We start from the raw sequence: 22,215 nt of genomic DNA on the forward strand, positions 1-22,215 counted from the left end.
GGCGGTGCCGGGGATGCTGGCTGGCACCGTGGCGCCGGCGGGCTTCGGCGACATGCCCGAGCAACTCGTCACCGGCGTGTACCGCTTCGTCACGGCCGAGCGCCAGGCCTGGGTGGGCGGCGTGCCGGTGGCGCTGGCGCCCAAGGAATTCGCGCTGGCCCTGCTGCTGTTCCGCAACCTGGGCACGCTGGTATTGCGCGAGGCAATGATCCGGCATGTCTGGCCGGATGCAGGGGTCCACACGCACGCGCGCACCGTGGACAGCCACCTCTCGCGCGTGCGGACCAAGCTGGCGCTATGGCCCCGCAACGGCGTGATGCTGCGGGCAATCCACCGGCTGGGCAGCCGGCTGGACCTGGTGTAGCCGATGATGGACCGCAGGGACTCCGGCGGCCAATCAGTCGGCCAATCAGTCGGCCTTGATCCCGGCTTCCTTGACGATACGCGCGTTGTCTTCCGATTCCGCGCGGATGGCGGTGGCGAACTGCGCGGCGGTGCCGCCGGTGGGCACCTCGCCGCCCTTGAGCAGGCGCTCGCGCACCTCCGGCTCGCCCAGCGCCTTGTTCAGCTCGGCATTGAGCCGGTTGATGATGGCCGGCGGCGTCTTGCCCGGGGCGAAGATGCCGAACGTCGAGGTCAGGTTGGCCTTGGGATAGCCGAGTTCGGCGAAGGTCGGCACGGCGGGCAGGCTCTCCAGGCGCTTGGGCGCGCCCACGGCCAGCGCGCGCAGGCGGCCCGCCTGCATGTGCTGGGTCAGCATGGGGCTGGCGTTGGTGCTCATCACCTCGAACTGCGCGCCGAGCGCGTCGTTCATCTGCTGGCCGGCGCCCTTGTAGGGGATCAGCGTGATGTCGGCCTTGGACTTCGCCTTGACCTGCTCGAGCATCACGTGGCCGACCGTGCCCAGGCCCGAGGTAGCCCAGCGGACCGAACCCGGCTTGGCCTTGGCCTGCGCGAGGAGGTCCGGGAAGGCCTTGCCGGCGAAGCCCGAGGTGGCCACCACGAGCACCGGCGAGTACATGACGCTCATGACCGGCGCCACATCGTGCTCCGGGTCGTAGTTGACGCGGCCCACGTGCGGGTTCAGCGTCAGCGGGCTGGTGGAAGCGAAGCCGATGGTGTAGCCATCCGGCGCGGCCTTGGCCACGGCGTCGATGCCGATGCTGCCGCCGGCGCCGGCCTTGTTCTCCACCACCACGGACGTGCCCATCTGCACGGACAGCTTCTCGCCCAGCGCACGGGCCACGGCATCGCTGATGCCGCCGGTCGGGTAGGCCACGATCACGCGGATCGGGCGGCTCGGGTAGGCGTCCGCGGCATGGGCGGAGGAAACGAAGGACGGGGCCGCAAGCGTGGCGACGGTGAAGACGGACAGGGCCGCCAGCAGCGGCTTGGAAATGGCAGGAACCATGGTGGGGATGGGGCGGGAGGGTTGCTGATGGATAGGCGCTATCTTAGCCGAACGGCCCCGGCGGCCGAACCTCCGGCTTGCCGTTCCATCCCTTCCGGGCCGTCCAACCAACGCGGCGAAGCTGTTTCAGCGCACGAGCGGGTGTTCCGGCACCCACGAAACGAACAGTTCGTTGGCGCGGTCGTACAGCCGCCACGCCGTACCGCACTCGCGGCAGGTGAAGGACAGCATGCTGAACGGCACGCCGGCCGCGCTGGCGCTGACGTGGGGCGCCGTGTTGCGCAGGGCCAGGCAGGCGTGCGGCTCGCGGCGGCGCGGGTCCTCGGCCAGGGCCAGACAATGGGCGCAGGCGGGGCGGGTGGGTACCGGCAGGGGCGGGGCGGCTGGCATGGCGGGATGACCGGAAAACGGGGGCACGGCGGACTTCATGCCCGCCATGATGCCGCAAAACGCCGGCGTTGGCCCCATCTGGCCGTGTTAGGGCGGCGGCTGGGCTATGTCGCGCCATGTCTGCTGCGTGCGCGCGACAGGCTGGCGTTTTCACGCGGCATCGCGTTTGGCGCACTTTACGCGGCGGCGCCATGCGCTCAAGATTTCCGATCCCACATTGCCATCACAAGGAACCTGACTGCATGCCATCCGTTCGTCGCCCCCGCTTCCCTGCCCTGCGCGCCCTCCCGTTCGCGCTGGCACTCGCCGCCGCCGGCGCCGCCACCGCCCACGCCGCCCCGGTGGAGCCGGCCTACCAGCTGGCCCAGCAGGAGAAGCCCGCGCTGATCGCCACGCTCAAGGACCTGGTGTCGATCGAATCCGGCAGCAAGGACATCGAGGGCCTCGACCGCATCGCCGCGCTGATCCGGGACCGGCTGGCCGCACTCGGCGGCGACGCCAAACTGGTCGAGCCGACCGAGATCTACCGGATGGAAGACACGCCGGAGAAGGTCGGCAAGATGGTCATGGCCCAGTTCAAGGGCACCGGACGCCGCAATATCATGCTGATCGCCCACATGGACACCGTGTACCTGCGCGGCATGCTCGCCCAGCAGCCGTTCCGCGTGGACGGCGACCGCGCCTACGGGCTGGGCATTGCCGACGACAAGAATGGCGTGGCCGTGATCCTCCACACGGTGGCCATCCTGCAAAAGATGAAGTTCAAGGACTACGGCACGTTGACGGTGCTGATCAACGGCGACGAGGAAATCAGCTCGCCGGGCGCCCGCGCCATGCTGACCAAGCTCGGGGCGCAGCAGGACGCCGTGTTCTCTTGCGAGGCCACGCGCGTCACGGGTGACCGCCTGTCGCTGGCGACGAGCGGCATCGGTGCGATTTCGCTGAAAGTCGAGGGCAAGGCGTCGCACGCGGGCAGCGCGCCGGAGCTGGGCCGCAACGCGTTGTACGAGCTGTCGCACCAGATCCTGCAGATGCGCGATCTGTCCAACCCGGACACCGGGCTCAAGGTCAACTGGACGATCTCCAGCGCGGGCACCAACCGCAACGTGATTCCGGCCGTGGCCACGGCGCAGGCCGATGTGCGCGTGCTCCGCACCGCCGACTACGACGGCCTGGAGCGCACGCTGCAGGAGCGGATCAAGCAGAAGCTGATTCCGGACACCAGGGTCGAGGTCAAGTTCGAGCGCCGCCGGCCGCCGCTGGAGGTCACCCAGGCAGCGCGCACGCTGGCAGCCCATGCGCAGGGTATTTATTCGGAAATCGGCGAGAAGCTGATGGTGTACGACACCGCCGAAGGCGGCGGCACCGACGCGGCGTTCGCGGCGGCGGGCACCAAGGCGCCGGTGATCGAGCGATTCGGGCTGCGCGGCTTTGGCGCGCATTCGAACGATGCCGAGTATGTGGACCTGAACTCGGTCACGCCACGTCTGTACCTGCTGACGCGGATGATCATGGATGTGTCGCAGGACAAGGCAGGGAAGTAGCCGTTCTACGAGGGGGCGGCAACTTTACGCGCCGACCCTCTCCCCCGGCCCCTCTCCCGCAGGCGGGCGAGGGGAGCAAATCCACGGCAGGCTAGGCCGCGGCAGTCACCGTCTTCTTCCCTCCGCCGAGGTCCGGCAGGAACACCGCCAGCAGGCCGAGCAGCGGCAGGAAGGCGCAGACGTCGTACACGGTCTTGATGCCGTGCGTATCGGCCAGGGTGCCGAGCACGGCGGCGCCGATGCCGCCCATGCCGAAGGCGAAGCCGAAGAACAGGCCGGACACCATGCCGACCTTGCCCGGAATCAGCTCCTGGGCGAACACGAGGATGGCCGAGAACGCCGAGGCCAGGATGAAGCCGATCACGAACGACAGCACGCCAGTCCAGAACAGGTTGGCGTGCGGCAGCATCAGCGTGAACGGCGCCACGCCGAGGATGGACGCCCAGATCACGCGCTTGCGGCCGATGCGGTCGCCAATCGGGCCGCCGAGGATGGTGCCGGCTGCCACGGCGAACAGGAACACGAACAGGTAGATCTGCGAGGTCTGGCGGGTCAGCCCGAACTTATCCATGAGATAGAACGTGTAGTACGTGTTCAGGCTCGCCATGTAGAAGTACTTCGAGAAGATCAGCAGCAGCAGCACCGCGATGGCGCGGACCACGGTGCGGGTCGGCAGCGGCTTGGCCGCCGTGCCGGCGCCCTTCTTCTTGGCCGCGCGCTCGGCCAGGTGGCGGCCGTACCAGCCGCCAATCTGCCAGAGCACGGCAATCGCCAGCAGCGCGGCCAGCGAGAACCACGCCACGCTGCCCTGCTGGTGGACGATCCACGCCGCCAGCAGCGGCCCCATGGCGCTACCGCCGTTGCCACCCACCTGGAAGATCGACTGGGCCAGCCCGTGCTGGCCGCCCGAGGCCATGCGCGCCACGCGCGACGACTCCGGATGGAAGATCGACGAGCCGGTACCCACCAGCGCCGCCGCCACCAGCAGCACGCCATAGGTTGGCGCCACGGACAGCAGCAGCAACCCACACAGCGTAAAGCCCATGCCGATGGCCAGCGAATGTGGCTTCGGATGCTTGTCTGTATACAGGCCGACGATTGGTTGCAGCAGCGACGCGGTGATCTGGTACGTCAGCGTCAGCAGGCCGATCTGGGTGAAGCTCAGGTTGAAGCCGCCCTTGAGCATCGGATAGATGGCCAGGATCAGCGACTGGATCATGTCGTTGAGGAAGTGCGCGAAGCTGATCGCGTACAGCACGCGGAAGCGCGTGCCTTCCTCGCGGTGCGCCACTTCGGCGGCGGGGGCGGAATTGACGGTTGTGCTCATCGTGCGGGGCGCATTGGCCGGTCGTCTGGTTAAAAGTATGACGATCGCATCGTAAATGGCAAATTTGCGCCTGTCCTGCGAGAATGGGGCCGGAACCTTGGAGAAAAGGACATGCCGCCCACCCCTCGCAGCCGGAAAGCGGCGCCGCCGCCGGTTGAGTGGATCGACCGCACCACGCCGGGCGCCCGGCGCCTGCCGGCCGATGCCCCGCACGACCCCGATGCCGACGCCCGCGCCGACACCTACGCGGCAGCGCCAGCCTACCTCCGCTTCGACCGCGGCCCGATGCCGGTGACCGCCATGGCCGCCGACTACGCCCCGGGCCACGTCACCAAGCCGCACCAGCATCCGCACGCGCAGTTGATCCACGCGATGCACGGCGTGATGGTGGTCTCCACGGCGGACGGCCAGTGGATCGTGCCGCCCACGCGCGGCATGTGGATGCCGGGCGGCACGGTGCACTGGATCCGCATGGTGGGCCGGGTTCAGATGCGCACCGCCTATATCCGCCCGGACGCCGCGCCGGACCTGCCCACCCGCTGCACGGTGCTCGGCGTCACGGCGCTGCTGCGCGAGCTGATCCTGGCCGCCATCGACATCCCCCTGCCCTATGCGCCGGATTCGCGCGACGGCCGGCTGATGCGGCTGCTGCTGGATGAGGTGCTGCTGGTGCCGACCCTGCCGCTGCACCTGCCGCGCCCCAGCGATGCCGGCCTGCGGCGGATCTGCGATGCGATTGTCGAAAGCCCGGATACCGACCTGACACTGGCCGACTGGGGACATTCTCTTGCGGTGGATCCGAAGACGATCCAGCGGCGGTTCGCGCGCGAGACCGGCATGACCTTCGGCCAATGGCGCCAGCAGGCACGGCTGCTGGCCGCGCTGGAGCGTCTGGCGGCGGGGGCGAAGGTGGTGGATGTGGCGCTGGACATGGGCTATGGCAGCCCGAGCGCCTTTGCGACGATGTTCCGGCGCCAGTTCGGCGTGCCGCCCAGCGCCTTCTTCCGATAACTGCCCGACGTCCGATTGGGGGCTCAGGCAGTGCTCAGGCCCCGCTCAGGCTCCGTCCAGGTAACGCTCGGCCAGTCGGGTCCAGTACGCCGCGCCCACGGTCAGATTCTGGTCGTTGAAGTCGTAGCCGGCGTTGTGCAGCAGCGGCTGGTTGGCGCCGTTGCCCATCCGCACGAAGCAGCCCGGGCGCTGTTGCAGGAAGTAGGCGAAGTCCTCGCTGCCCGCAATCCGGTGGAAATTCGGCACCGCGCGCTCCGGCCCCACCAGTTCCTCGGCCACCTGGCGCGCGAATTCGGTTTCGGCCTCGCTGTTCACCAGCACCGGGTAGCCGCGCACGTAGTCGATATCGACCGTGGCGCCGTAGCCCTCGGCATGCGACGCGGCCAGCTGGCGGATGCGCGCCTCCATCGACGCCCGCACCTCGGGGTTGAACGACCGCACGCTGATTTCCATGCGCGCGCTGTCCGGAATCACGTTCGGGGCGTGGCCGGCGTGCAGCGTGCCGATGGTGACCACGGCGGTCTCGTTCGGATCCACATTGCGCGCGACCACCGATTGCAGCGCCATCACCAGGCTGCCGGCCACCAGGATCGGGTCGATCGACTGGTGCGGGCGCGCCGCGTGGCCGCCCTTGCCCCGGATCGTGATGGCAACCGTGTCGCAGGCCGCCATGAACGGGCCAGACCGGAACATGAACGTGCCGGCTTCCACGCCCGGATGGTTGTGCAGGCCGAAGATGGCATCGCAGGGAAACCGCTCGAACAGGCCGTCGGCCAGCATCCGCTCCGCCCCGCCGCCCGCGCCGATTTCCTCGGCCGGCTGGAAGATCAGGTGGATGGTGCCGTTGAAGCGGCGGGTCCGCGCCAGCTGGCGGGCGGCGCCCAGCAGCATGGTGGTGTGGCCGTCGTGGCCGCACGCGTGCATCTTGCCCTCATGGACGCTGGCGTAGGGCAAACCCGAGCGCTCGTGGATGGGCAGCGCGTCCATATCGGCGCGAATGCCCACGCTCCGCTTGCCCGTGCCGGCGCGCAGCGTGCCCACCACCCCGGTGCCGCCCACCCCGCGCGTGACCTGATAGCCCCACCCCTCCAGGCGGGACGCCACCAGTTCGGCGGTGCGGATCTCGTTGAAGGCCAGTTCGGGGTGCTGGTGGATGCTGCGCCGGATGTCCTGCAGCTCGTCGTGACAGTCGAGCGTGTCGTGCAGCGTGCAGTAGGAGCGCGTGGGGGATTCGGTGGAGCCGTTCGCGAGCTTGACCGCGACGGTCTTCAATATCGATTCTATTTCGGGGGCATGTTCAGACATGGCGTTGCTCTTGTGGCTTGCATGTATGAACAGTATTTCACGCAGGGTCGAAGGGTAAAACCCAGATTGCGGATTTCGTGCGTATGCGCCCTAAACCGTGCCAAAACTGTTGCCCTTAGGGGACGCTTTGTGTGGAACTGCGACCCTTTGTATGAAGACGTTTCAGCGGGGAACCCGAAAGTCCCCCTTTTTCTGGCAACGATGTCGGACATGGGCCGACGCCCGACTCAGCGCTCGCCGTATGGCACGACCTGCTGGGTCTGCTCGCCGAGGCCGGCGATACCGAGGCGCATGGTGTCGCCCGCGCGCAGGTAGCGCGGCGGCTTGAACCCCATGCCCACACCCGGCGGCGTGCCGGTGGCGATCAGGTCGCCGGGCAGCAGGGTCATGAAGCGGCTGACATAGCTGACCACGGTGGCGACGTCGAAAACCATGGTCGCGGTGCTGCCTTTCTGCATGCGCTGGCCGTTCACGTCCAACCACATCGCCAGGTTCTGGGGTTCGGGCACCTCGTCGCGCGTGACCAGCCAGGGGCCGACCGGGCAGAAGGTGTCGCAGCCCTTGCCCTTGTCCCAGGTGCCGCCCCGCTCGATCTGGAACTCGCGCTCGGACACATCGTTGACCACGCAGTAGCCGGCCACGTGCTCGAGCGCCTGGGCCTTCGACACATTGCGCGCGGTGGTGCCGATGACCACGCCCAGTTCCACTTCCCAGTCGGATTTTTCCGAACCGAACGGCAGCATCACGGCGTCGTTGGGGCCGTTCAGCGAGGAATTGGCCTTCAGGAAGACGATCGGCTCCGCCGGCAGCGGCATGCCGGCTTCGGCGGCATGGTCGGCGTAGTTCAGGCCGATGGCGATGATCTTGCCGATGCCGGTCCAGGGCACACCGTGGCGGGCGCCCTCCACCAGCGGCAGCGTGGCGGGGTCGATCGCGGCCAGCCGGGCCAGCGCGGCGGGCGCCAGTTCATCCGGGCCGATGTTGCCGATCACGGCAGACAGGTCGCGCACGCGGCCATCACGATCCACGACGCCCGGGCGCTCTGCACCGGGCTGTCCTACGCGTACTAGTTTCATGGTGATTTCCTTGGTTTCTGGCCAGCCGTGGGAAGGGGGACGGCAAGGAAACCGAGGATAGCCGGAATTTGACCGGCGTGTCCTGTGCAGCAACGCAGACATCCACGGGCGGCGATGTACCGCCCGGGTCACCGGGCCTGCCCTACGCCAGCGCGCCGGCCGGCACGCGATAGTGCGAGCTGTCGAGCAGGTCGAGCCCGCATTCGAGCTGCCCCACCCAGTCGATGAAGCGCTTCACCATCGCCCGGCCCCGGAAGGACGGCCCGTGCTGCGGCACGATCCATTCGATATCCATGGTCCGCGCCATCTCGGCCCAGAGCCGGCACGCCCGGTTACCGCTCATATAGCGGCGATGGAACGGCAGCATGCGCGGGAGATGAGCGTCGAAATCCTCCACCACTGCGCCGGCCTCGGCCGACGTGGTCATGGCCGCGCCCAGATCGCCCGAGAACAGGATCTTGCTGATGGGATCGTAGAAGTGGAAATTGCCCTCCGAATGGAGGAAATGGGCCGGGACGGCAACCAGCTGGCTCGCCCCAAGCGGCACGACCATGCCGGCATCCGGAATGCCGACCACGCGGCCGGCCATCTTCCCGGCCTGGCAGATATGGGGCAGGAAGCGCGCCCAGACCTGCGAGATCAGCACCTTGCTGTCCGACGCCGTCAGCCAGCGGCCCACCGACGCCACGATGTCCGGGTCGGCATGCGAGGCCAGCACGTAGTCGAGCCGCTTGGGCGGAAAGTGGCGGCTGATCGCCATATACAGCTCGCCGTAGGTCAGCGGGCCGCCGGGGTCGATCAACGCCCCGTGGCCGTGGTTGACCACCAGGAACTGGTTGGACTGCACGACTTCCCCGTCGCCATCGTCCACCAGGTCGGTGAACACCATGCAGACATGCTCGCTCGATTCATATAGCGCGATAGCCATCGCGACCCCCTTTCGCTCGTTTTTGTTTTGAATCGGCGAAAGTACCAGCGGGGCCGGTTCGACCTTTGACGGGGATCAAAGGTCGGTCATGCGGTCAGCGCGTGCTGAGCAGCTTCTCGATCGTGGCGACGAACTGCTTGTCGTCCGGCTTGACCATGCTGTTGTAGCTGCCAACGACCTGACCCTTGCGGTCGATCAGGTATTTATAGAAGTTCCACTTCGGCGCCGTGCCGGTTTCCTTGGCCAGCAGTTCGTACATCGGGTTGGCATCGCTGCCGCGCACGTGGGACTTGCCCAGCATCGGGAATTTGACGCCGTAGGTGTTGTAGCAGAAGTCGGAAATTTCCTTGGAGGAACCGGGCTCCTGCGAGAAATCGTTCGACGGGAAGCCCAGCACGACCAGGCCGCGCTCCCGGTACTTGGCGTAGAGCGCCTCAAGGCCCTCGTACTGCGGCGTGAACCCGCAGTAGCTGGCCGTGTTGACCACCAGCACGACCTTGCCGGCGTACTGGCACAGGTTCTGGGGCGATTCGTCCTGCAGGCGCGGGAACTTGAAGTTGAGCGCCGCCGGGCAACTGCCGGCCTGACCGGTTGAAGCGGCGGCAGTGGGGGTCGACTTCTCGGCGGCGTGGGCTGCGCGCGGCAGCAGGCTGGCCGTGGCGGCGGCCATCGCGGACACCGCAAGGGCGGCGAGCAGCGCGCGGCGCTGGAGCGTCAGGGTGGCCGTGCGCGGGTGGCGCATCCGGGTCGGGGGGACCATGCGGGTCATGACGGGCGACTCCATATTGGGGCGTAAAGGGTGGCCTCTGCAGTCTACGCCTTCGTCGGGTTCACTGCACTCCGCGCTGCACGATGGGTCAGTCCATCACCGCCGTCGCGGCGTGCTCGGTCACGCTGGCGCGCAGCTCCAGGTCCGGCATGCGCCGCACGATCAGTAGCGCCACCACCGCCGCCACCGCGCCCGCCGCGAAAATCAGCTGGAAGCCCGACTCCACGCCGGCGGACAGTACCTGCCGCACCGCCGGCGACAGATGCGCCATCGCCTCGCTGCCGTGGCGCAGCGCGCCAAGGTCCAGCGCCTGGGTCACCCCGGCGCGGCCCATCGCCTCGCGGAACTCCAGGGCCAGCAGCGTGCCGGCCAGCGCGCCGCCAATCGCGCTGCCGAGCGAGCGCACCACCAGCAGCGCGCCGGTGCCTGCCCCCATGTCGCGGCGCTCGAGCGCGTTCTGTACCGAAATCAGCGTGCCGACCATCGCCATGCCCAGCCCCACGCCGCCCACCGTCATGGCGAGCAGGACGGCGGCCGTGGGCACGTCCGGCGTGGCAGCGGCCAGCGCGCTCAGGCCGATGGCGGCGGCCACGAAGCCGGCGCTGAGAATGCCGCGCATGCGTCCCATGCGCGGCGCCAGCCAGGCCACCACGAGGTTGCCGGCCACGGTAGACAGCAGGAACGGCACCACCAGCAGGCCGGACATCGACGCATCGGCGTTGCGCGCCAGCTGGAAATGCAGCGGCAGCGCGAAGATGCACAGGAAGATATTGAGCGCGGCCAGCGCCGAGGCGCCCACGCCCATCACATAGGCACGGTTGCGGAACAGGCGCGGGGGCAGCATCGGGTCCGCCGCGCGGCGCTCCTGCCAGGCCAGCAGCGCCAGCGCGCCGGCCGTGAGGGCCAGCAGCGCGCCGGTTTCCGGGGAAATCCAGTCGAAGGCATCGCCGGCCCAGCTCATGGCGAGCAGGAAGGCGATGATGGCCACCGCCAGCAGCAGCGCGCCCAGCCAGTCCACGCGTGGCCGGCCGCCGCGCGGGCGCAGCGTGGCCAGGCCCCGGTAGCACATCGCCATGGCCAGCGCGCCAAGCGGCACGTTGATCCAGAACAGCCAGCGCCAGGACAGGTGATCGGACACCCAGCCGCCCACCAGCGGCCCGGCGATGGAGGCCATCGCCCAGACCATCGCCAGATAGCCCTGGTAGCGCCCGCGCTGGCGGGGGGCCACCACGTCCGCAATGGCCGCCTGGGCCAGCGACATCAGCCCGCCGCCGCCCACGCCCTGCAATGCCCGGAACAGGATCAGCTGCGTCAGGGACTGCGCCATCGCGCACGCCACGGAGGCGAGGATGAACAGCGTAATGGCCACCATCAGCAGGCGCCGCCGCCCGAAGCTATCGGACAGCTTGCCGTACAGCGGCGTGGTGACGGTGGAGACGATCAGGTAGGCGGTGACGATCCACGACAGGTGGCCGAATCCGTTGAGATCATTCGCAATGGCGGGCACGGCGGGGATGACCACGGTCTGGTCCAGCGCCGCGAGCAGGATACATAACACGATGCCGCCGATCACCCGCATGATGGCGCGGTGATCGTGGACGATGGGCGGATGTTCGGGAACGGAGGCGGTAGCCTCCACGGCGGATTGCGGCGAGGTGGGCGACGACATGTGGCTACGGCGGGATGGAGGCTGTGGGGACCATCCCTGCGTCGGAAATGGCCTAATTCAGTATCCGCATAATTATATGCGTAAGCCTTCGTTGACGTAGCAATGAATTTTGGCAGGAAGTGGCCACGGCGCCACATCGAGCGTCCGTGGCCTGTTGGTCGCTAGCGCGACCCGCCGGTGATGTAGTGTTCGAGTTGCTCGATCACGAAACGCTGTTCGCTGATGATGTTGTTCACGAGGTCGCCGATCGACAGCATGCCGAGCAGCTCGTCTCCTTCCATCACGGGCAGGTGGCGCAGGCGATGCCGCGTCATCAGGCTCATGCAATCGTCCGTGGTCTGGTCCGCCCGCACATAAATCACCGCCGTGGTCATGATCTCCCGCACCAGGGTTTCGCGCGACGTACGTTGCATCAGGATCACTTTTCGGGCGTAGTCGCGTTCGCTGAGGATGCCCTGGATCTTGCCGTGCTCCATCACCAGCAACGCGCCGACGCTTTTCTCCGCCATCAGTTGCAGCGCGGCGTAGACCGTCGCTGAAGGAGGAATGCTGAAGATCGCCTGATTTGGCTTCGCTTCCAGAACCTGCCGTGCGGTTTTCATAGACCGACTCCTTGTTGCTGCTGTCTGGGGAAATCGTTGCGCCCGCGCGGCTGCGCGTCTTTCACCCCCGAATGCGCCGCCGGCCTGCTCTTTCAGATTAGCAAAGGATAGTCGGCGCTTACAGGGTGACTTTCACGAATCTTTGTAAGCAATCCGACATCGCTGATTGTTACTTCCTGCGCACAATTCCCCCGATAACGAAGTCGCGCGTTACTCCGTCAGCATCCGCACCCGCACCTTGCGGTTCTTGACCTTGCCATCGTTGAGCCGTTTGACCGCCTCCTTGCCGATGGCGCGATCCACGGCGATGTACGTCGACATCTCCATCACGTTGATCTTGCCCACCTGATCCTTGGTGAAGCCGGCCTCGCCGGTCAGCGCGCCAAGGATGTCGCCGGCGCGGATCTTTTCCTTGCGGCCACCAAGCATCTGGAGCGTCACCATCGGCGGCAGCAGGCGCTCCTTGCTCGTGGGCACCAGCTCGGTCAGCGGGTGCCATTCGAACTCGCCGCCCTGATGCTGCTCCAGGTTCCCCACGCGCCCCATCTCATCCATGCTGACCAGGCTGAAGGCCCAGCCTTCGGCATCCGCGCGGCCCGTGCGGCCGATGCGGTGCACATGCACCTCGGGGTCGGGCGTAACGTCGACATTGATCACGGCTTCCAGCTGGGCGATGTCGAGCCCGCGCGCCGCCACGTCCGTGGCCACCAGGACCGAGCAGCTGCGGTTCGCAAACTGCACCAGCACCTGATCGCGGTCACGCTGTTCCAGATCGCCATGCAGCGCCAGTGCCTCGAAGCCCTGCGCGCGTAGTAATTCGACGAGATCGCGGCATCGTGCCTTGGTGTTGCAGAAGGCGAGCGTGCTGGCAGGCCGGAAGTGGTCCAGCAGGCGGCCCACGGCTTGCAGGCGGTCGCCCTCCTCCACCTCGTAAAAACGTTGGCGAATCTTGCTGGCGCCGTGCGTCTCGGCCAGCTTGATCTCGCGCGGCTTGTTCAGGAACTGCTGGCTCAGCTTGACGATGCCGGGCGGGTACGTGGCCGAGAACAGCAGCGTCTGGCGGTCTTTCGGGCAGTGATTGGCGACGAAGGCGATGTCGTCGAAGAAACCCATGTCGAGCATGCGGTCCGCTTCGTCCAGCACCAGCGTGTTGATGCCACGCAGGTCCAGGCTGCCGCGCTCGATGTGATCGAGAATGCGCCCCGGGGTGCCCACAACGATATGCGCGCCATGGATAAGGCTGTCGACTTGTGGCCGCATGGGCGAACCGCCGCACAGCGTCAGCACCTTGATGTTCTCTTCCGCGCGCGCCAGGCGGCGGATTTCCTGCGTCACCTGGTCGGCCAGTTCGCGCGTGGGGCAGAGCACCAGCGCCTGCACGTCGAAGCGGCGTGCGTCGAGCCGATGCAGCAGTGCCAGGCCGAAGGCAGCGGTCTTGCCGCTGCCGGTCTTGGCCTGCGCGATCAGGTCCTGGCCAGCCAGCGCCAGCGGCAGGCTGGCGGCCTGGATCGGCGTCATGGTGTCGTAGCCGAGCTGCGCCAGCGTGGCGAGCATTGCAGGCGACAGCGCCAGATCGGAGAACGGCGCGCCGGCCGGCGTCTTGGCGGGGGTGGCGGGGGCGGCGGCGGAGTTGGGGGTTGGGCTCGAAGTCATGCCGGATTATAGCGGTGGGGGTGCGGTGGGGGTGCGGTGGGGGTGCGGTGGGGGTGCGGCGGGGGTGGCGCGGAAACCGGGGTCGGTCAGGCGGCCTTGCGCGCGGCGGGCTTCTTCACCGGCACGTCCTCGGTGGGCGCCCATCCCAGCCGCTCGAGCAGGGCCTGCGCCGCCGCCGGCGCGTGCTCCTTGGCCCCGTTGATGAAGAACAGAAACAGTTCCTTGGGCTTCGGGCGGGCACCCGCCTGTTCATCCACGCGCGGCAGGTCGTCTGGCACGCTGCCGCCAGCCCAGGCGGTGGCGCGCGCGGCCCACACGTCGAGATCCTTCGGCGCATAGCCGGTCTTGAGCTTCGCCTGCGCGTTCATCAGCCGCGCATAGGCAAAGTCCGCGGTCGGGTCCGCGAACGACGGAAACTTTGGCGAATCTGTGAACACGGTCGCCGCCTTGAACTTGCGCGCGAGCTTCAGGTAGTCGTCGCACATAAAGCTCTCGTGCCGCACCTCAAGCACGTGCCGCAGTTTCACGCCTTCGACGGCATCGGGCAGCAGACTCAGGAATGCCTCGAAGTCATCGGCAACGAACTGCTTGGTTGGGGCGAATTGCCAGACGATGGGGCCGAGTTTCTCGCCCAATTCGGCAATGCCGCTATCAATGAAACGGGCGATGGAATCGCCCGACTCGGCCAGGATGCGCCGGTTGGTGGCGAAGCGCGACGCCTTGACCGAGAACACGAAGCCATCCGGCGTGGCATTGCGCCAGTTGGCAAATGACGTACGCTTTTGTGTCCCGTGATAGGTGCTGTTGATCTCGATGGCAGTCAGGTGACGGCTTGCATACTCAAGCTCGCGCACCTGCGCGAGACCGGGCGGGTAGAAATTGTCGCGCCACGGTGCAAAACTCCATCCGCCGATGCCGATGTGGATATTCCCCACCGCCTTGCCCTGCTTGCGCACCGCCATGACCACCTCCGCTCATCACGCAAAATGCGATGCATACCAGTCTAGCGCGCGGCTGCGTGTCCGGCCAACGCCACGTTTTCGTCGCATGACGATTCATGGCGGGAATGTTGCTTCCTGAATGTTGCGACCGAAGGCACACTAGAACCGATTCCAGCCCCGATTCCTGCCGCCTCACTACCCGGAGGGCCCGCCTTGCGCTTCGACCCCGACACGCTCCCGGCCATTCTGCAAAGCATCGAGGCGCGCGCGCGCGCACTGCGCGACACCCCGCCGGCCGGCCTGTTTTCGTCGATCGACGAGACGGCGGCCCGCATTGATCTGCCCATGGAACGGGTGCTGTATCAGCCGCCACCGGCCGCCGCCCTAAGTAAGAGCCTTCTCAAACGACGGGTGGAAGCCGCACTCCGCGGTCAGCCGCAAGTCTCGCTGCACGCCCTCTGCGGCGACCACCCGCTCGAGCACGGCCTCGCGGAGTTGCTGACCTATCTGCAATTGACTGGCGATACTTTCCATTGCGTCGTCGATAACGCGGCAATGGAGACCGTCACCTGGCATGCGCGCGGCATGGGCGGCGAGCCATTGACGCGCGGCGCGCAAATGCCGCGTGTCCTCTTTGTGAGAAATGGATCAGGAGCGGGATCATGAGCGCGCCCGATCCCCATGCGCTGTCGCCCCTTGTGGTGCCGTTGCTCAAAGGGGTGGTGTGCCGCGAGGACGCGCCCACCGTATGGCAGGCACTCTTGGCACAGCAGGCAGCCGTGCGGGCCTACGTGGCCGTGCTAGGCCTTGCCCTGTTCATCGACGAGGACGATGGATTCGCATTTCTACGAGTGCCATCGGCGCCAGCACCCGATGCCACGGTGCCCCCTTTGATCGCCAGACGCCCACTGTCCTATGCCGTCAGCCTCACGCTGGCGTTGTTGCGCAAGGTGCTCGCCGAGTTCGACGTGGCGGGCCTTCGCGGCCCACTGATTCTGACGCGCGAAGATATCGCTGAATTGCTACGCACGTTCCTGCCTTCGGGCAGCAATGAGGCCAAGCTCATCGACATGGTCGACTCGCATGTCAGCAAGATCGTCGAACTCGGCTTCCTCCGGCGCGTGGGGCAATCGGAAACCCCTTCGTACGAAGTCCGCCGCGTGCTGAAAGCCTTTGTCGATGCCCAATGGCTGGCCGATTTCGATGCGCGGCTGGCCACCTATCAGACACAACTGCGCGGCACCTCCACCGAGCGCACGCGAGGCGTCGATGGATAGGGCACCCACCATGGCACCGGAGACGGTGGCCCCGGACCTCGAGGCCACCACGACGGATGCGGGATTCCGCCTGATGCGGCTCGAAGTCCTGAACTGGGGGCCGTTTCGGCAGGGTGTGTCGTCGATGCGCCCCGACGGCCAACATGCCGTGTTGACGGGCGACCTCGGACCCGGCACGACCGCCCTGGTCGAAGCTTTGAGAATGCTCCTACTCCCGGAGCCGGACCCCGCCATCCCGCCGCGTACGGCAGATCGACCGGCGATGCTGCTCGGCGTATTCCACAATGCCGCGTTCGACAGAACGGTCACCCTTGCCCAGATATTCCCAAGCGCGGCGGATCACTCGCTGCCTGCGCGGCTGTTCGTCGCCGCGCCGCATGAATTGAGCATTGGCGGCGATCTTTCTCACTTCGACGGCGACCTCATCGCCCTCCGCAAAACGCTGCGCACAGTCGGCGCCGAATCATTCGACACCTTCGCCCGCTATCACGCATGGTTCCGGCGTTGCTTCGCCATCGGCGATCCGCTACCCGTGGACGCCCTGCGCGCCTGCCGTGACGCGCTGGACGGTTACTTTGCCGGCCTCAAGCTCGCGCTGCTGGAGGGGCGGCTCGGGCAACTGGCCGACGACTGGGCGCGACACGACCGCCGCGTGCTGGATGAGGTGGAACGCCACGCCGCGCTGCGCGCCCAGGCGCTGCACCTGCGGCATAGCATTTCCGCGAGCGGCGGCGAGCGGATCGCGCAGCTCGACTTCGATATCGAGCAACTCGAACGCGTACGCGACACTCGCCGGCAACGCGCCACGCTGTACGCAACGCTGATTGCGTCGATCAACGAGACACCCGCCGCCACCGACGCCGACTTCCTCGCCCAACGCGACCGGCTGGCCGCGCGCCGAGCCCATGCGCCGTCGGCGGCGCTCTCGCAACTCTCCGCTTTTTCGGACTTCCACGAGATCGACTGGCGCACGCCGGCGCGCGACGCCGCGCGGCTTGGGGAGGAGAAGCAACGACTCCAGAACGCGTCGGACATCCTCCAGCAACTGGCCGATGGATTGGAGGAATTACGAGGAACGATCCGGTCATGCGAGCAATCGCTCGATGCCTGCCGCGACGCCCGCACGGCGGCGCAGACGGCAATGGCCATCGCCGAAGCGGAGCGCCAGCAGGCCGAAGACTTGCTCGCCGCGTCCAAACTCGCCATGCAGTCGGCCAGCCTCGATATGCTCGACGCGCTGCGCGCCGAAGCGTTCGGGCAGCACGCCCCCACCGTGGAATCATGCGACCCCTGCCGCGAGAGCATGCGACGCTGGCTCCAGGCCCGTATCGACGCGGACGCAAGCGACTGGGCGCTTCTGGACGAACAGCTACGCGACGGTCCATCCGCGCTCATATCCACACAGGCCGCGCGGCCCCACCGCTTCCACCTCGCCGTGCTGGATGAATCATTTTGGCGAGGCGAAGACGCCACGGCCAAAGTCTGGCTTCAACGGCTAGGCGCCGCCAACATGCAGTGCCTGATCGTCACGCCGATGGAGAAGATTCCTATCGTCGAGCCGTTCGTGGCCAGCGTGACGTTTGTGCGGGATGAGGGAGACGCCACCGCGCGAGTCTGGCGCGTGGGAATTGAGAACCTGTAGGTCGCGGGCTCGATCAGCCGCTACGCCTCCCCCGCAGGCGGGGGATATTTCATCGCGTTCATTTCCATCTTCGCCCGCACGGCGGCATCCAGATCCACGCCCAGCGCTGTCACAAGCTGTGTGAGGTAAATCGTAATATCCGCCAGTTCCTGCTCCACGTGCGCCCGCTCCGCTGTCGCCATGACATTCCGGGATTCCTCTTCCGTGTGCCACTGGAAGATTTCCACGAGTTCGGACACCTCGACGCTCAGCGCCATGGCAAGGTTCTTGGGGCTGTGATACTTGCCCCAGCCACGCTGCTCGCCAAAGGCGGCGGCGGCCAGCTGGAGATTCTTGATGTCGATGAGAGGCATGGACAGTCTCACTTCAATGAAAAAGGGTTACGGCCTGGCAAGCCGTAACCCCATTTGATGACTAGCGTTTTTGCGATCTCGCTAGGAGCGGCGCACACCCTCAAACATCAATATTCCGCGCCACCAACGCATTCGATTCAATGAAATGACGACGCGGTTCCACTTCGTCGCCCATGAGCGTGGTGAAGATCTGGTCGGCCGCGATGGCGTCTTCGATCTGCACGCGCAGGAGGCGGCGCTGGGTCACGTCGAGCGTGGTTTCGAACAGCTGCTCGGGGTTCATCTCGCCCAGGCCCTTGTAGCGCTGGCGGGACACGCCGCGTTCCGCTTCGGAGAGCAGCCATTGCATGGCCTGGTGGAAGTCAGACACGGTCTGGTCGCGCAGGCGTTCGCCTTCGCCGCGCTTGACCTTGGTGCCTTCCGGGATCAGGCCCTGGAAGGTCGTGGCGGCGCGGGCGAGTGCGGCGTAGTCGGCGCCATGGACGAAGTCCGCGTCCAGGTGCGACAGCCGCACGTTGCCATGGTGCCGGCGCGCGATCATCAGGCGGTGCTTGTCGGTTTTTTCGTCGAATTGCGCATACACGTCCGCGGTGCCGTCGTCGTTCACGGCGGCGCCCAGCAGCGTCTTGGCGTGCATCTCGGCCAGCTTGGCCTTCAGCGCCACGGCCGAGGCTTCCGCCGCTGCCGCGTTGTCGAGGTCCAGCACCACGCCGTCGGCGATGGCGCGCAGCGCGTCCGGATCGACGATCCGGGACAGGCGGCCGATCACGCCTTCGGCCAGCTGGTACTGGCGTGCCAGCTCGGTCAGGGCGTCGCCCGTGATCTCGCTGCCGTCCGGGCGCGTCAGGGACGCCTTCTCCATCGCCAGCTTCAGCAGGTAGGCGTTGAGTTCGTTGTCGTCCTTGATGTACCGCTCTTCCTTGCCGTGCTTGATCTTGTACAGCGGCGGCTGGGCGATGTACACATAGCCGCGCTCGATGATGTCCGGCATCTGGCGATAGAAGAACGTCAGCAGCAGCGTGCGGATGTGCGAGCCGTCCACGTCCGCATCGGTCATGATGATGATGCGGTGGTAGCGCAGCTTTTCGAGGTTGTAGTCGTCCTTGCCGATGCCGGTGCCGAGCGCGGTGATCAGCGTCAGCACTTCCTGGCTGGACAGCATCTTGTCGAAGCGCGCGCGCTCCACGTTCAGGATCTTGCCCTTCAGCGGCAGGATTGCCTGGAACTTGCGGTCGCGGCCCTGCTTGGCCGAGCCGCCTGCGGAGTCACCCTCCACCAGGAACAGTTCGGACAGCGCCGGATCGCGCTCCTGGCAGTCAGCCAGCTTGCCCGGCAGGCCCATGCCGTCGAAGGCGCCCTTGCGGCGCGTCATCTCGCGGGCCTTGCGGGCCGCCTCGCGCGCGCGCGCGGCGTCCACGATCTTGCCGCAGATGATCTTGGCGTCGCTCGGCGTTTCCAGCAGGAAGTCGGTCAGCGCCTTGCTCACCAGCTCCTCCACGGGCAGGCGCACTTCGGACGACACCAGCTTGTCCTTGGTCTGCGAGCTGAACTTCGGCTCGGGCACCTTCACGGACAGCACGCAGGACAGGCCCTCGCGCATGTCGTCGCCGGACGTCTCGATCTTGGCCTTCTTGGCGATCTCGTTTTCTTCGATGTACTTGTTGATGACCCGCGTCATCGCCGCGCGCAGGCCGGTCAGGTGGGTACCCCCATCGCGCTGCGGAATGTTATTCGTGAAGCACAATACCTGCTCGTTGTAGCCATCGTTCCATTGCATGGCCACTTCCACCGTGATGCCTTCCTTCTCGGCATTCGCGTAGAAGATGGTCGGATGCAGGACGGTCTTGGCGCGATTGATGTATTCGACGAAGCCCTTCACGCCGCCCGAGTAGGCAAAATCCTCTTCCTTGCCCGTGCGCTGGTCGGTCAGGCGGATATGTACGCCGTTGTTCAGGAACGAGAGTTCGCGGATGCGCTTGGACAGTACCTCGTAGTGGAACTCCACGTTGGTGAAGATTTCCTCGTCGGCCAGGAAGTGCACCTCGGTGCCGCGCTTGTCTGTCGCGCCGATGACCTTCATCGGCGAGACTTCCACGGGGTTGCCGTCCGGACCGGTCACGGTCTCCACCACGCGGTTCTGTACCGCGCCCTTGGCGAACTCGATCAGGTTGACCTGGCCGTCGCGGCGCACGGTCAGGCGCAGCCACTTGGACAGCGCGTTCACGCAAGACACGCCCACGCCGTGCAGGCCGCCGGATACCTTGTAGCTGTTCTGGTTGAACTTGCCGCCCGCATGCAGCTCGGTCATGGCGATTTCCGCCGCGCTGCGCTTCGGCTCGTGCTTGTCGTCGAACTTCACCGCGGGCGGAATGCCACGGCCGTTGTCGACGATCGAGATCGAGTTGTCGCTGTGGATCGTGACCTGGATTTCGGTGCAATAACCGGCCAGCGCTTCGTCGATGGAGTTGTCGAGCACCTCGAACACGAGGTGGTGCAGGCCAGTACCGTCGGAGGTGTCGCCGATATACATGCCCGGGCGCTTGCGTACCGCCTCCAGGCCTTCCAGGATCTGGATCGAAGAGGCTCCGTAAGAGTTTTCCTGCTGCGGATTTTGCTGGTCGGTCATGTTTTCCTACTCACGATACTCACGGCAAATGCGGAATCCGGTCCCGGCGCCGGGCTGGCGCGGGGTCTGGGGTCCGCAATGGCGGGTTACTTAAAAACGGCAAAAGGGGCGGATCGTTGGGATCCTGCCCCTGCTGCGGTGTGTGCCCGGTTTGTCTTCTGGACAGTCCACGGCCATCCCCGCGCGGGCGGGCATGGCCGGAGTCCCGGTCATCAGATCCGCATCGGCATGACGACGTACTTGAAGTTGTCGTCTTCCGGCACGGTAATCAGGGCGCTCGAATTGGAGTCGCCCAGGCTGACCTGCACCTGCTCGCTCTTCAGGTTGGCCAGCACGTCGAGCAGATAGGTCACGTTGAAGCCGATATCGAGCGCGTCGCCCGAGTAATCGAGTTCGAGTTCTTCCTGCGCCTCTTCCTGATCGGCGTTGGTCGAGCTGATCTTCAGCATGTGCGTATCGAGGATACAGCGCACGCCCTTGAACTTGTCCGTGGTCAGGATGGCGGTACGTTGCAGCGCCTGCTGCAGCTTCACGCGGTCGATCGCGAACGCGTTCTTGTAGCCCTTGGGGATCACGCGCTGGAAGTCCGGGAACTTGCCCTCCACCAGCTTGCTGATCAGTTCGATGTTCGCGAACGTGAACTTGACCTGGTTGGCGGCCAGTTGCACCTGCACGGGATCGTCGTTGTCTTCGAGCAGCCGCTGCAGTTCCAGGATGGTCTTGCGCGGGATGATCACTTCCTGCCGCGCGCCGCCGCCGGTGGCCTCGGTCTCGAGTTCCACGCCGCAGTACGCCAGGCGGTGCCCGTCGGTGGCCACGGCCATCACCTTCTTGCCATCCACCACGAGCAGCATGCCGTTCAGGTAATAGCGGATGTCCTGCTGCGCCATGGCGAAGTGGACCATCGCCAGCAGGTGCTTGAACGTCTTCTGCGGCAGGCTCACGCTCGCGTTGAACTCCGCGGCTTCGGCCACGGTCGGGAATTCCTCGGCGGCCAGCGTCTGGAGCGCGAAGCGGCTCTTGCCCGATTGCACCGTCATGCGCTTGTCGTTCAGCGACAGCGCCACGTCGCCGTCAGGCATCGCGCGCAGGATGTCCAGCAGCTTGCGCGCCGCCACGGTAGTGGCCACGCTGTCGCTGCCAACGCCGCATTCGGCGTGGGTGGTGATCTGGATCTCGATGTCCGTCGAGAGGAAGGAAACGTTCGAGCCGGACTTGCGAATCAGCAGGTTGGCCAGGATCGGGAGGGTGTGGCGGCGCTCCACGATGCCGCTCACGATTTGCAGCGGACGCAGCAGATTGTCTCGCGAGGTTTTGACCAATTGCATTGAATTTATCCTTCGTCGTTTGTCGTCAGCGACCGCAGGTTGCGCGCAACCCCAAATTCACTTAGGAATCAAGGAGTTAATTGTGCATTGTACCAAGGATAAGCCGCTGCGGTGAAGCGGGCCGGCTCCGGCGCGGAGGACGGTTGTGCCCAAAAAGCCACGCTCCGTCATTTCTTCCCGCCAAGCCGCCCCGACTCACCGCAAAGCCTTATCTGAGGCCGATTTCCCGCGATCCAAGCGTTTCGTTCAGTCGCCCGTTTGCCGCCGGGCGCGCACCCTGTAGTATGCCAGCCCGGCAAGGCTAACCTTCAAAATCATAAAACGGGGCCAGGCGGCGCAGGATTCACCTGCGTCACCTGCCAG

The 22,215-nt window shown here is 66.3% G+C and carries 20 protein-coding genes; 6 read left to right on the forward strand and 14 right to left on the reverse strand.

What is annotated here, in order from left to right:
* A partial coding sequence (locus KHO18_RS16005; protein WP_211943539.1) for a winged helix-turn-helix domain-containing protein occupies positions 1–364 on the forward strand: 364 nt, incomplete at its 5' end.
* 45 nt (positions 365–409) lie between these two features.
* Here KHO18_RS16005 and KHO18_RS16010 read toward each other — a convergent pair.
* Positions 410–1,411 (reverse strand): Bug family tripartite tricarboxylate transporter substrate binding protein, encoded by a 1,002-nt coding sequence (locus KHO18_RS16010; RefSeq protein WP_144202765.1) that lies wholly within the window; start codon positions 1,409–1,411, stop codon positions 410–412.
* 126 nt (positions 1,412–1,537) lie between these two features.
* A complete protein-coding gene (locus tag KHO18_RS16015; protein WP_177219853.1) occupies positions 1,538–1,801 on the reverse strand; it encodes a hypothetical protein in 264 nt (87 codons plus the stop codon).
* 242 nt (positions 1,802–2,043) lie between these two features.
* On the opposite strand from KHO18_RS16015, the gene KHO18_RS16020 reads away from it, so the two are divergent.
* Positions 2,044–3,345 (forward strand): M20/M25/M40 family metallo-hydrolase, encoded by a 1,302-nt coding sequence (locus tag KHO18_RS16020; RefSeq protein ID WP_211943540.1) that lies wholly within the window; start codon positions 2,044–2,046, stop codon positions 3,343–3,345.
* A 91-nt stretch (positions 3,346–3,436) separates the two neighbouring features.
* Here KHO18_RS16020 and KHO18_RS16025 read toward each other — a convergent pair whose 3' ends face one another.
* The gene (locus KHO18_RS16025; RefSeq protein WP_144202775.1) at positions 3,437–4,672 is read right to left on the reverse strand and encodes an MFS transporter; all 1,236 of its coding nucleotides are present in this window, start codon (positions 4,670–4,672) and stop codon (positions 3,437–3,439) included.
* 192 nt (positions 4,673–4,864) lie between these two features.
* Here KHO18_RS16025 and KHO18_RS16030 point away from each other — a divergent pair, with 192 nt between their 5' ends.
* Positions 4,865–5,683: an AraC family transcriptional regulator gene (locus tag KHO18_RS16030; protein WP_144202895.1), complete on the forward strand. Its 819-nt coding sequence runs from the start codon at positions 4,865–4,867 to the stop codon at positions 5,681–5,683.
* Between the two features lie 45 nt (positions 5,684–5,728).
* On the opposite strand, the gene KHO18_RS16035 is transcribed toward KHO18_RS16030, so the two are convergent.
* The 8 genes from KHO18_RS16035 to KHO18_RS16070 all read right to left on the reverse strand — a co-directional run bounded on the left by KHO18_RS16035 (position 5,729) and on the right by KHO18_RS16070 (position 14,647).
* Entirely contained in the window at positions 5,729–6,988 is a 1,260-nt protein-coding gene (locus KHO18_RS16035; protein ID WP_144202778.1) for a M20 aminoacylase family protein, read from the reverse strand.
* Between the two features lie 227 nt (positions 6,989–7,215).
* On the reverse strand, positions 7,216–8,064 hold the full coding sequence (locus KHO18_RS16040) for a fumarylacetoacetate hydrolase family protein (RefSeq protein ID WP_092291174.1): 849 nt from the start codon (positions 8,062–8,064) through the stop codon (positions 7,216–7,218).
* A 142-nt stretch (positions 8,065–8,206) separates the two neighbouring features.
* Positions 8,207–8,992: an oxygen-binding di-iron domain-containing protein gene (locus KHO18_RS16045; RefSeq protein ID WP_144202783.1), complete on the reverse strand. Its 786-nt coding sequence runs from the start codon at positions 8,990–8,992 to the stop codon at positions 8,207–8,209.
* A 94-nt stretch (positions 8,993–9,086) separates the two neighbouring features.
* Entirely contained in the window at positions 9,087–9,752 is a 666-nt protein-coding gene (locus tag KHO18_RS16050) for a glutathione peroxidase (protein WP_377732642.1), read from the reverse strand.
* A gap of 97 nt (positions 9,753–9,849) precedes the next feature.
* Positions 9,850–11,340: an MDR family MFS transporter gene (locus tag KHO18_RS16055; protein WP_244844850.1), complete on the reverse strand. Its 1,491-nt coding sequence runs from the start codon at positions 11,338–11,340 to the stop codon at positions 9,850–9,852.
* Between the two features lie 251 nt (positions 11,341–11,591).
* Positions 11,592–12,032 (reverse strand): CBS domain-containing protein, encoded by a 441-nt coding sequence (locus KHO18_RS16060; RefSeq protein ID WP_144202789.1) that lies wholly within the window; start codon positions 12,030–12,032, stop codon positions 11,592–11,594.
* 210 nt (positions 12,033–12,242) lie between these two features.
* Positions 12,243–13,685, reverse strand: coding sequence for an ATP-dependent RNA helicase DbpA (dbpA, locus tag KHO18_RS16065; protein ID WP_211943542.1), 1,443 nt, complete (start codon positions 13,683–13,685; stop codon positions 12,243–12,245).
* A gap of 86 nt (positions 13,686–13,771) precedes the next feature.
* Positions 13,772–14,647 (reverse strand): DUF72 domain-containing protein, encoded by an 876-nt coding sequence (locus KHO18_RS16070; RefSeq protein WP_144202794.1) that lies wholly within the window; start codon positions 14,645–14,647, stop codon positions 13,772–13,774.
* Positions 14,648–14,839: 192 nt separating this feature from the next.
* On the opposite strand from KHO18_RS16070, the gene KHO18_RS16075 reads away from it, so the two are divergent.
* The 3 genes from KHO18_RS16075 to KHO18_RS16085 are packed head-to-tail and all read left to right on the forward strand — an operon-like array spanning position 14,840 to position 17,545.
* On the forward strand, positions 14,840–15,292 hold the full coding sequence (locus KHO18_RS16075; protein WP_211943543.1) for a DUF3375 family protein: 453 nt from the start codon (positions 14,840–14,842) through the stop codon (positions 15,290–15,292).
* Positions 15,289–15,903 (forward strand): DUF4194 domain-containing protein, encoded by a 615-nt coding sequence (locus KHO18_RS16080; protein ID WP_144202800.1) that lies wholly within the window; start codon positions 15,289–15,291, stop codon positions 15,901–15,903. The genes KHO18_RS16075 and KHO18_RS16080 overlap by 4 nt, the downstream gene beginning before the upstream one ends.
* A 10-nt stretch (positions 15,904–15,913) precedes the next feature.
* A complete protein-coding gene (locus KHO18_RS16085; protein WP_186296980.1) occupies positions 15,914–17,545 on the forward strand; it encodes an ATP-binding protein in 1,632 nt (543 codons plus the stop codon).
* Positions 17,546–17,565: 20 nt separating this feature from the next.
* Here the strand turns inward: KHO18_RS16085 and KHO18_RS16090 are convergent, their stop codons facing one another.
* From KHO18_RS16090 to dnaN, 3 genes are all read right to left on the reverse strand, one after another.
* Positions 17,566–17,898 carry a nucleotide pyrophosphohydrolase gene (locus tag KHO18_RS16090; RefSeq protein ID WP_144202805.1) on the reverse strand — a complete coding sequence of 111 codons (333 nt, stop codon included), beginning with the start codon at positions 17,896–17,898 and terminating at the stop codon, positions 17,566–17,568.
* 100 nt (positions 17,899–17,998) lie between these two features.
* Positions 17,999–20,524, reverse strand: coding sequence for a DNA topoisomerase (ATP-hydrolyzing) subunit B (gene gyrB, locus KHO18_RS16095; protein ID WP_144202807.1), 2,526 nt, complete (start codon positions 20,522–20,524; stop codon positions 17,999–18,001).
* Positions 20,525–20,736: 212 nt separating this feature from the next.
* Entirely contained in the window at positions 20,737–21,852 is a 1,116-nt protein-coding gene (gene dnaN, locus KHO18_RS16100; RefSeq protein WP_092291124.1) for a DNA polymerase III subunit beta, read from the reverse strand.
* Positions 21,853–22,215: the final 363 nt, after the last annotated feature.

Source organism: Cupriavidus campinensis (genome assembly GCF_905397395.1).
GTDB classification, from domain to species: domain Bacteria; phylum Pseudomonadota; class Gammaproteobacteria; order Burkholderiales; family Burkholderiaceae; genus Cupriavidus; species Cupriavidus campinensis.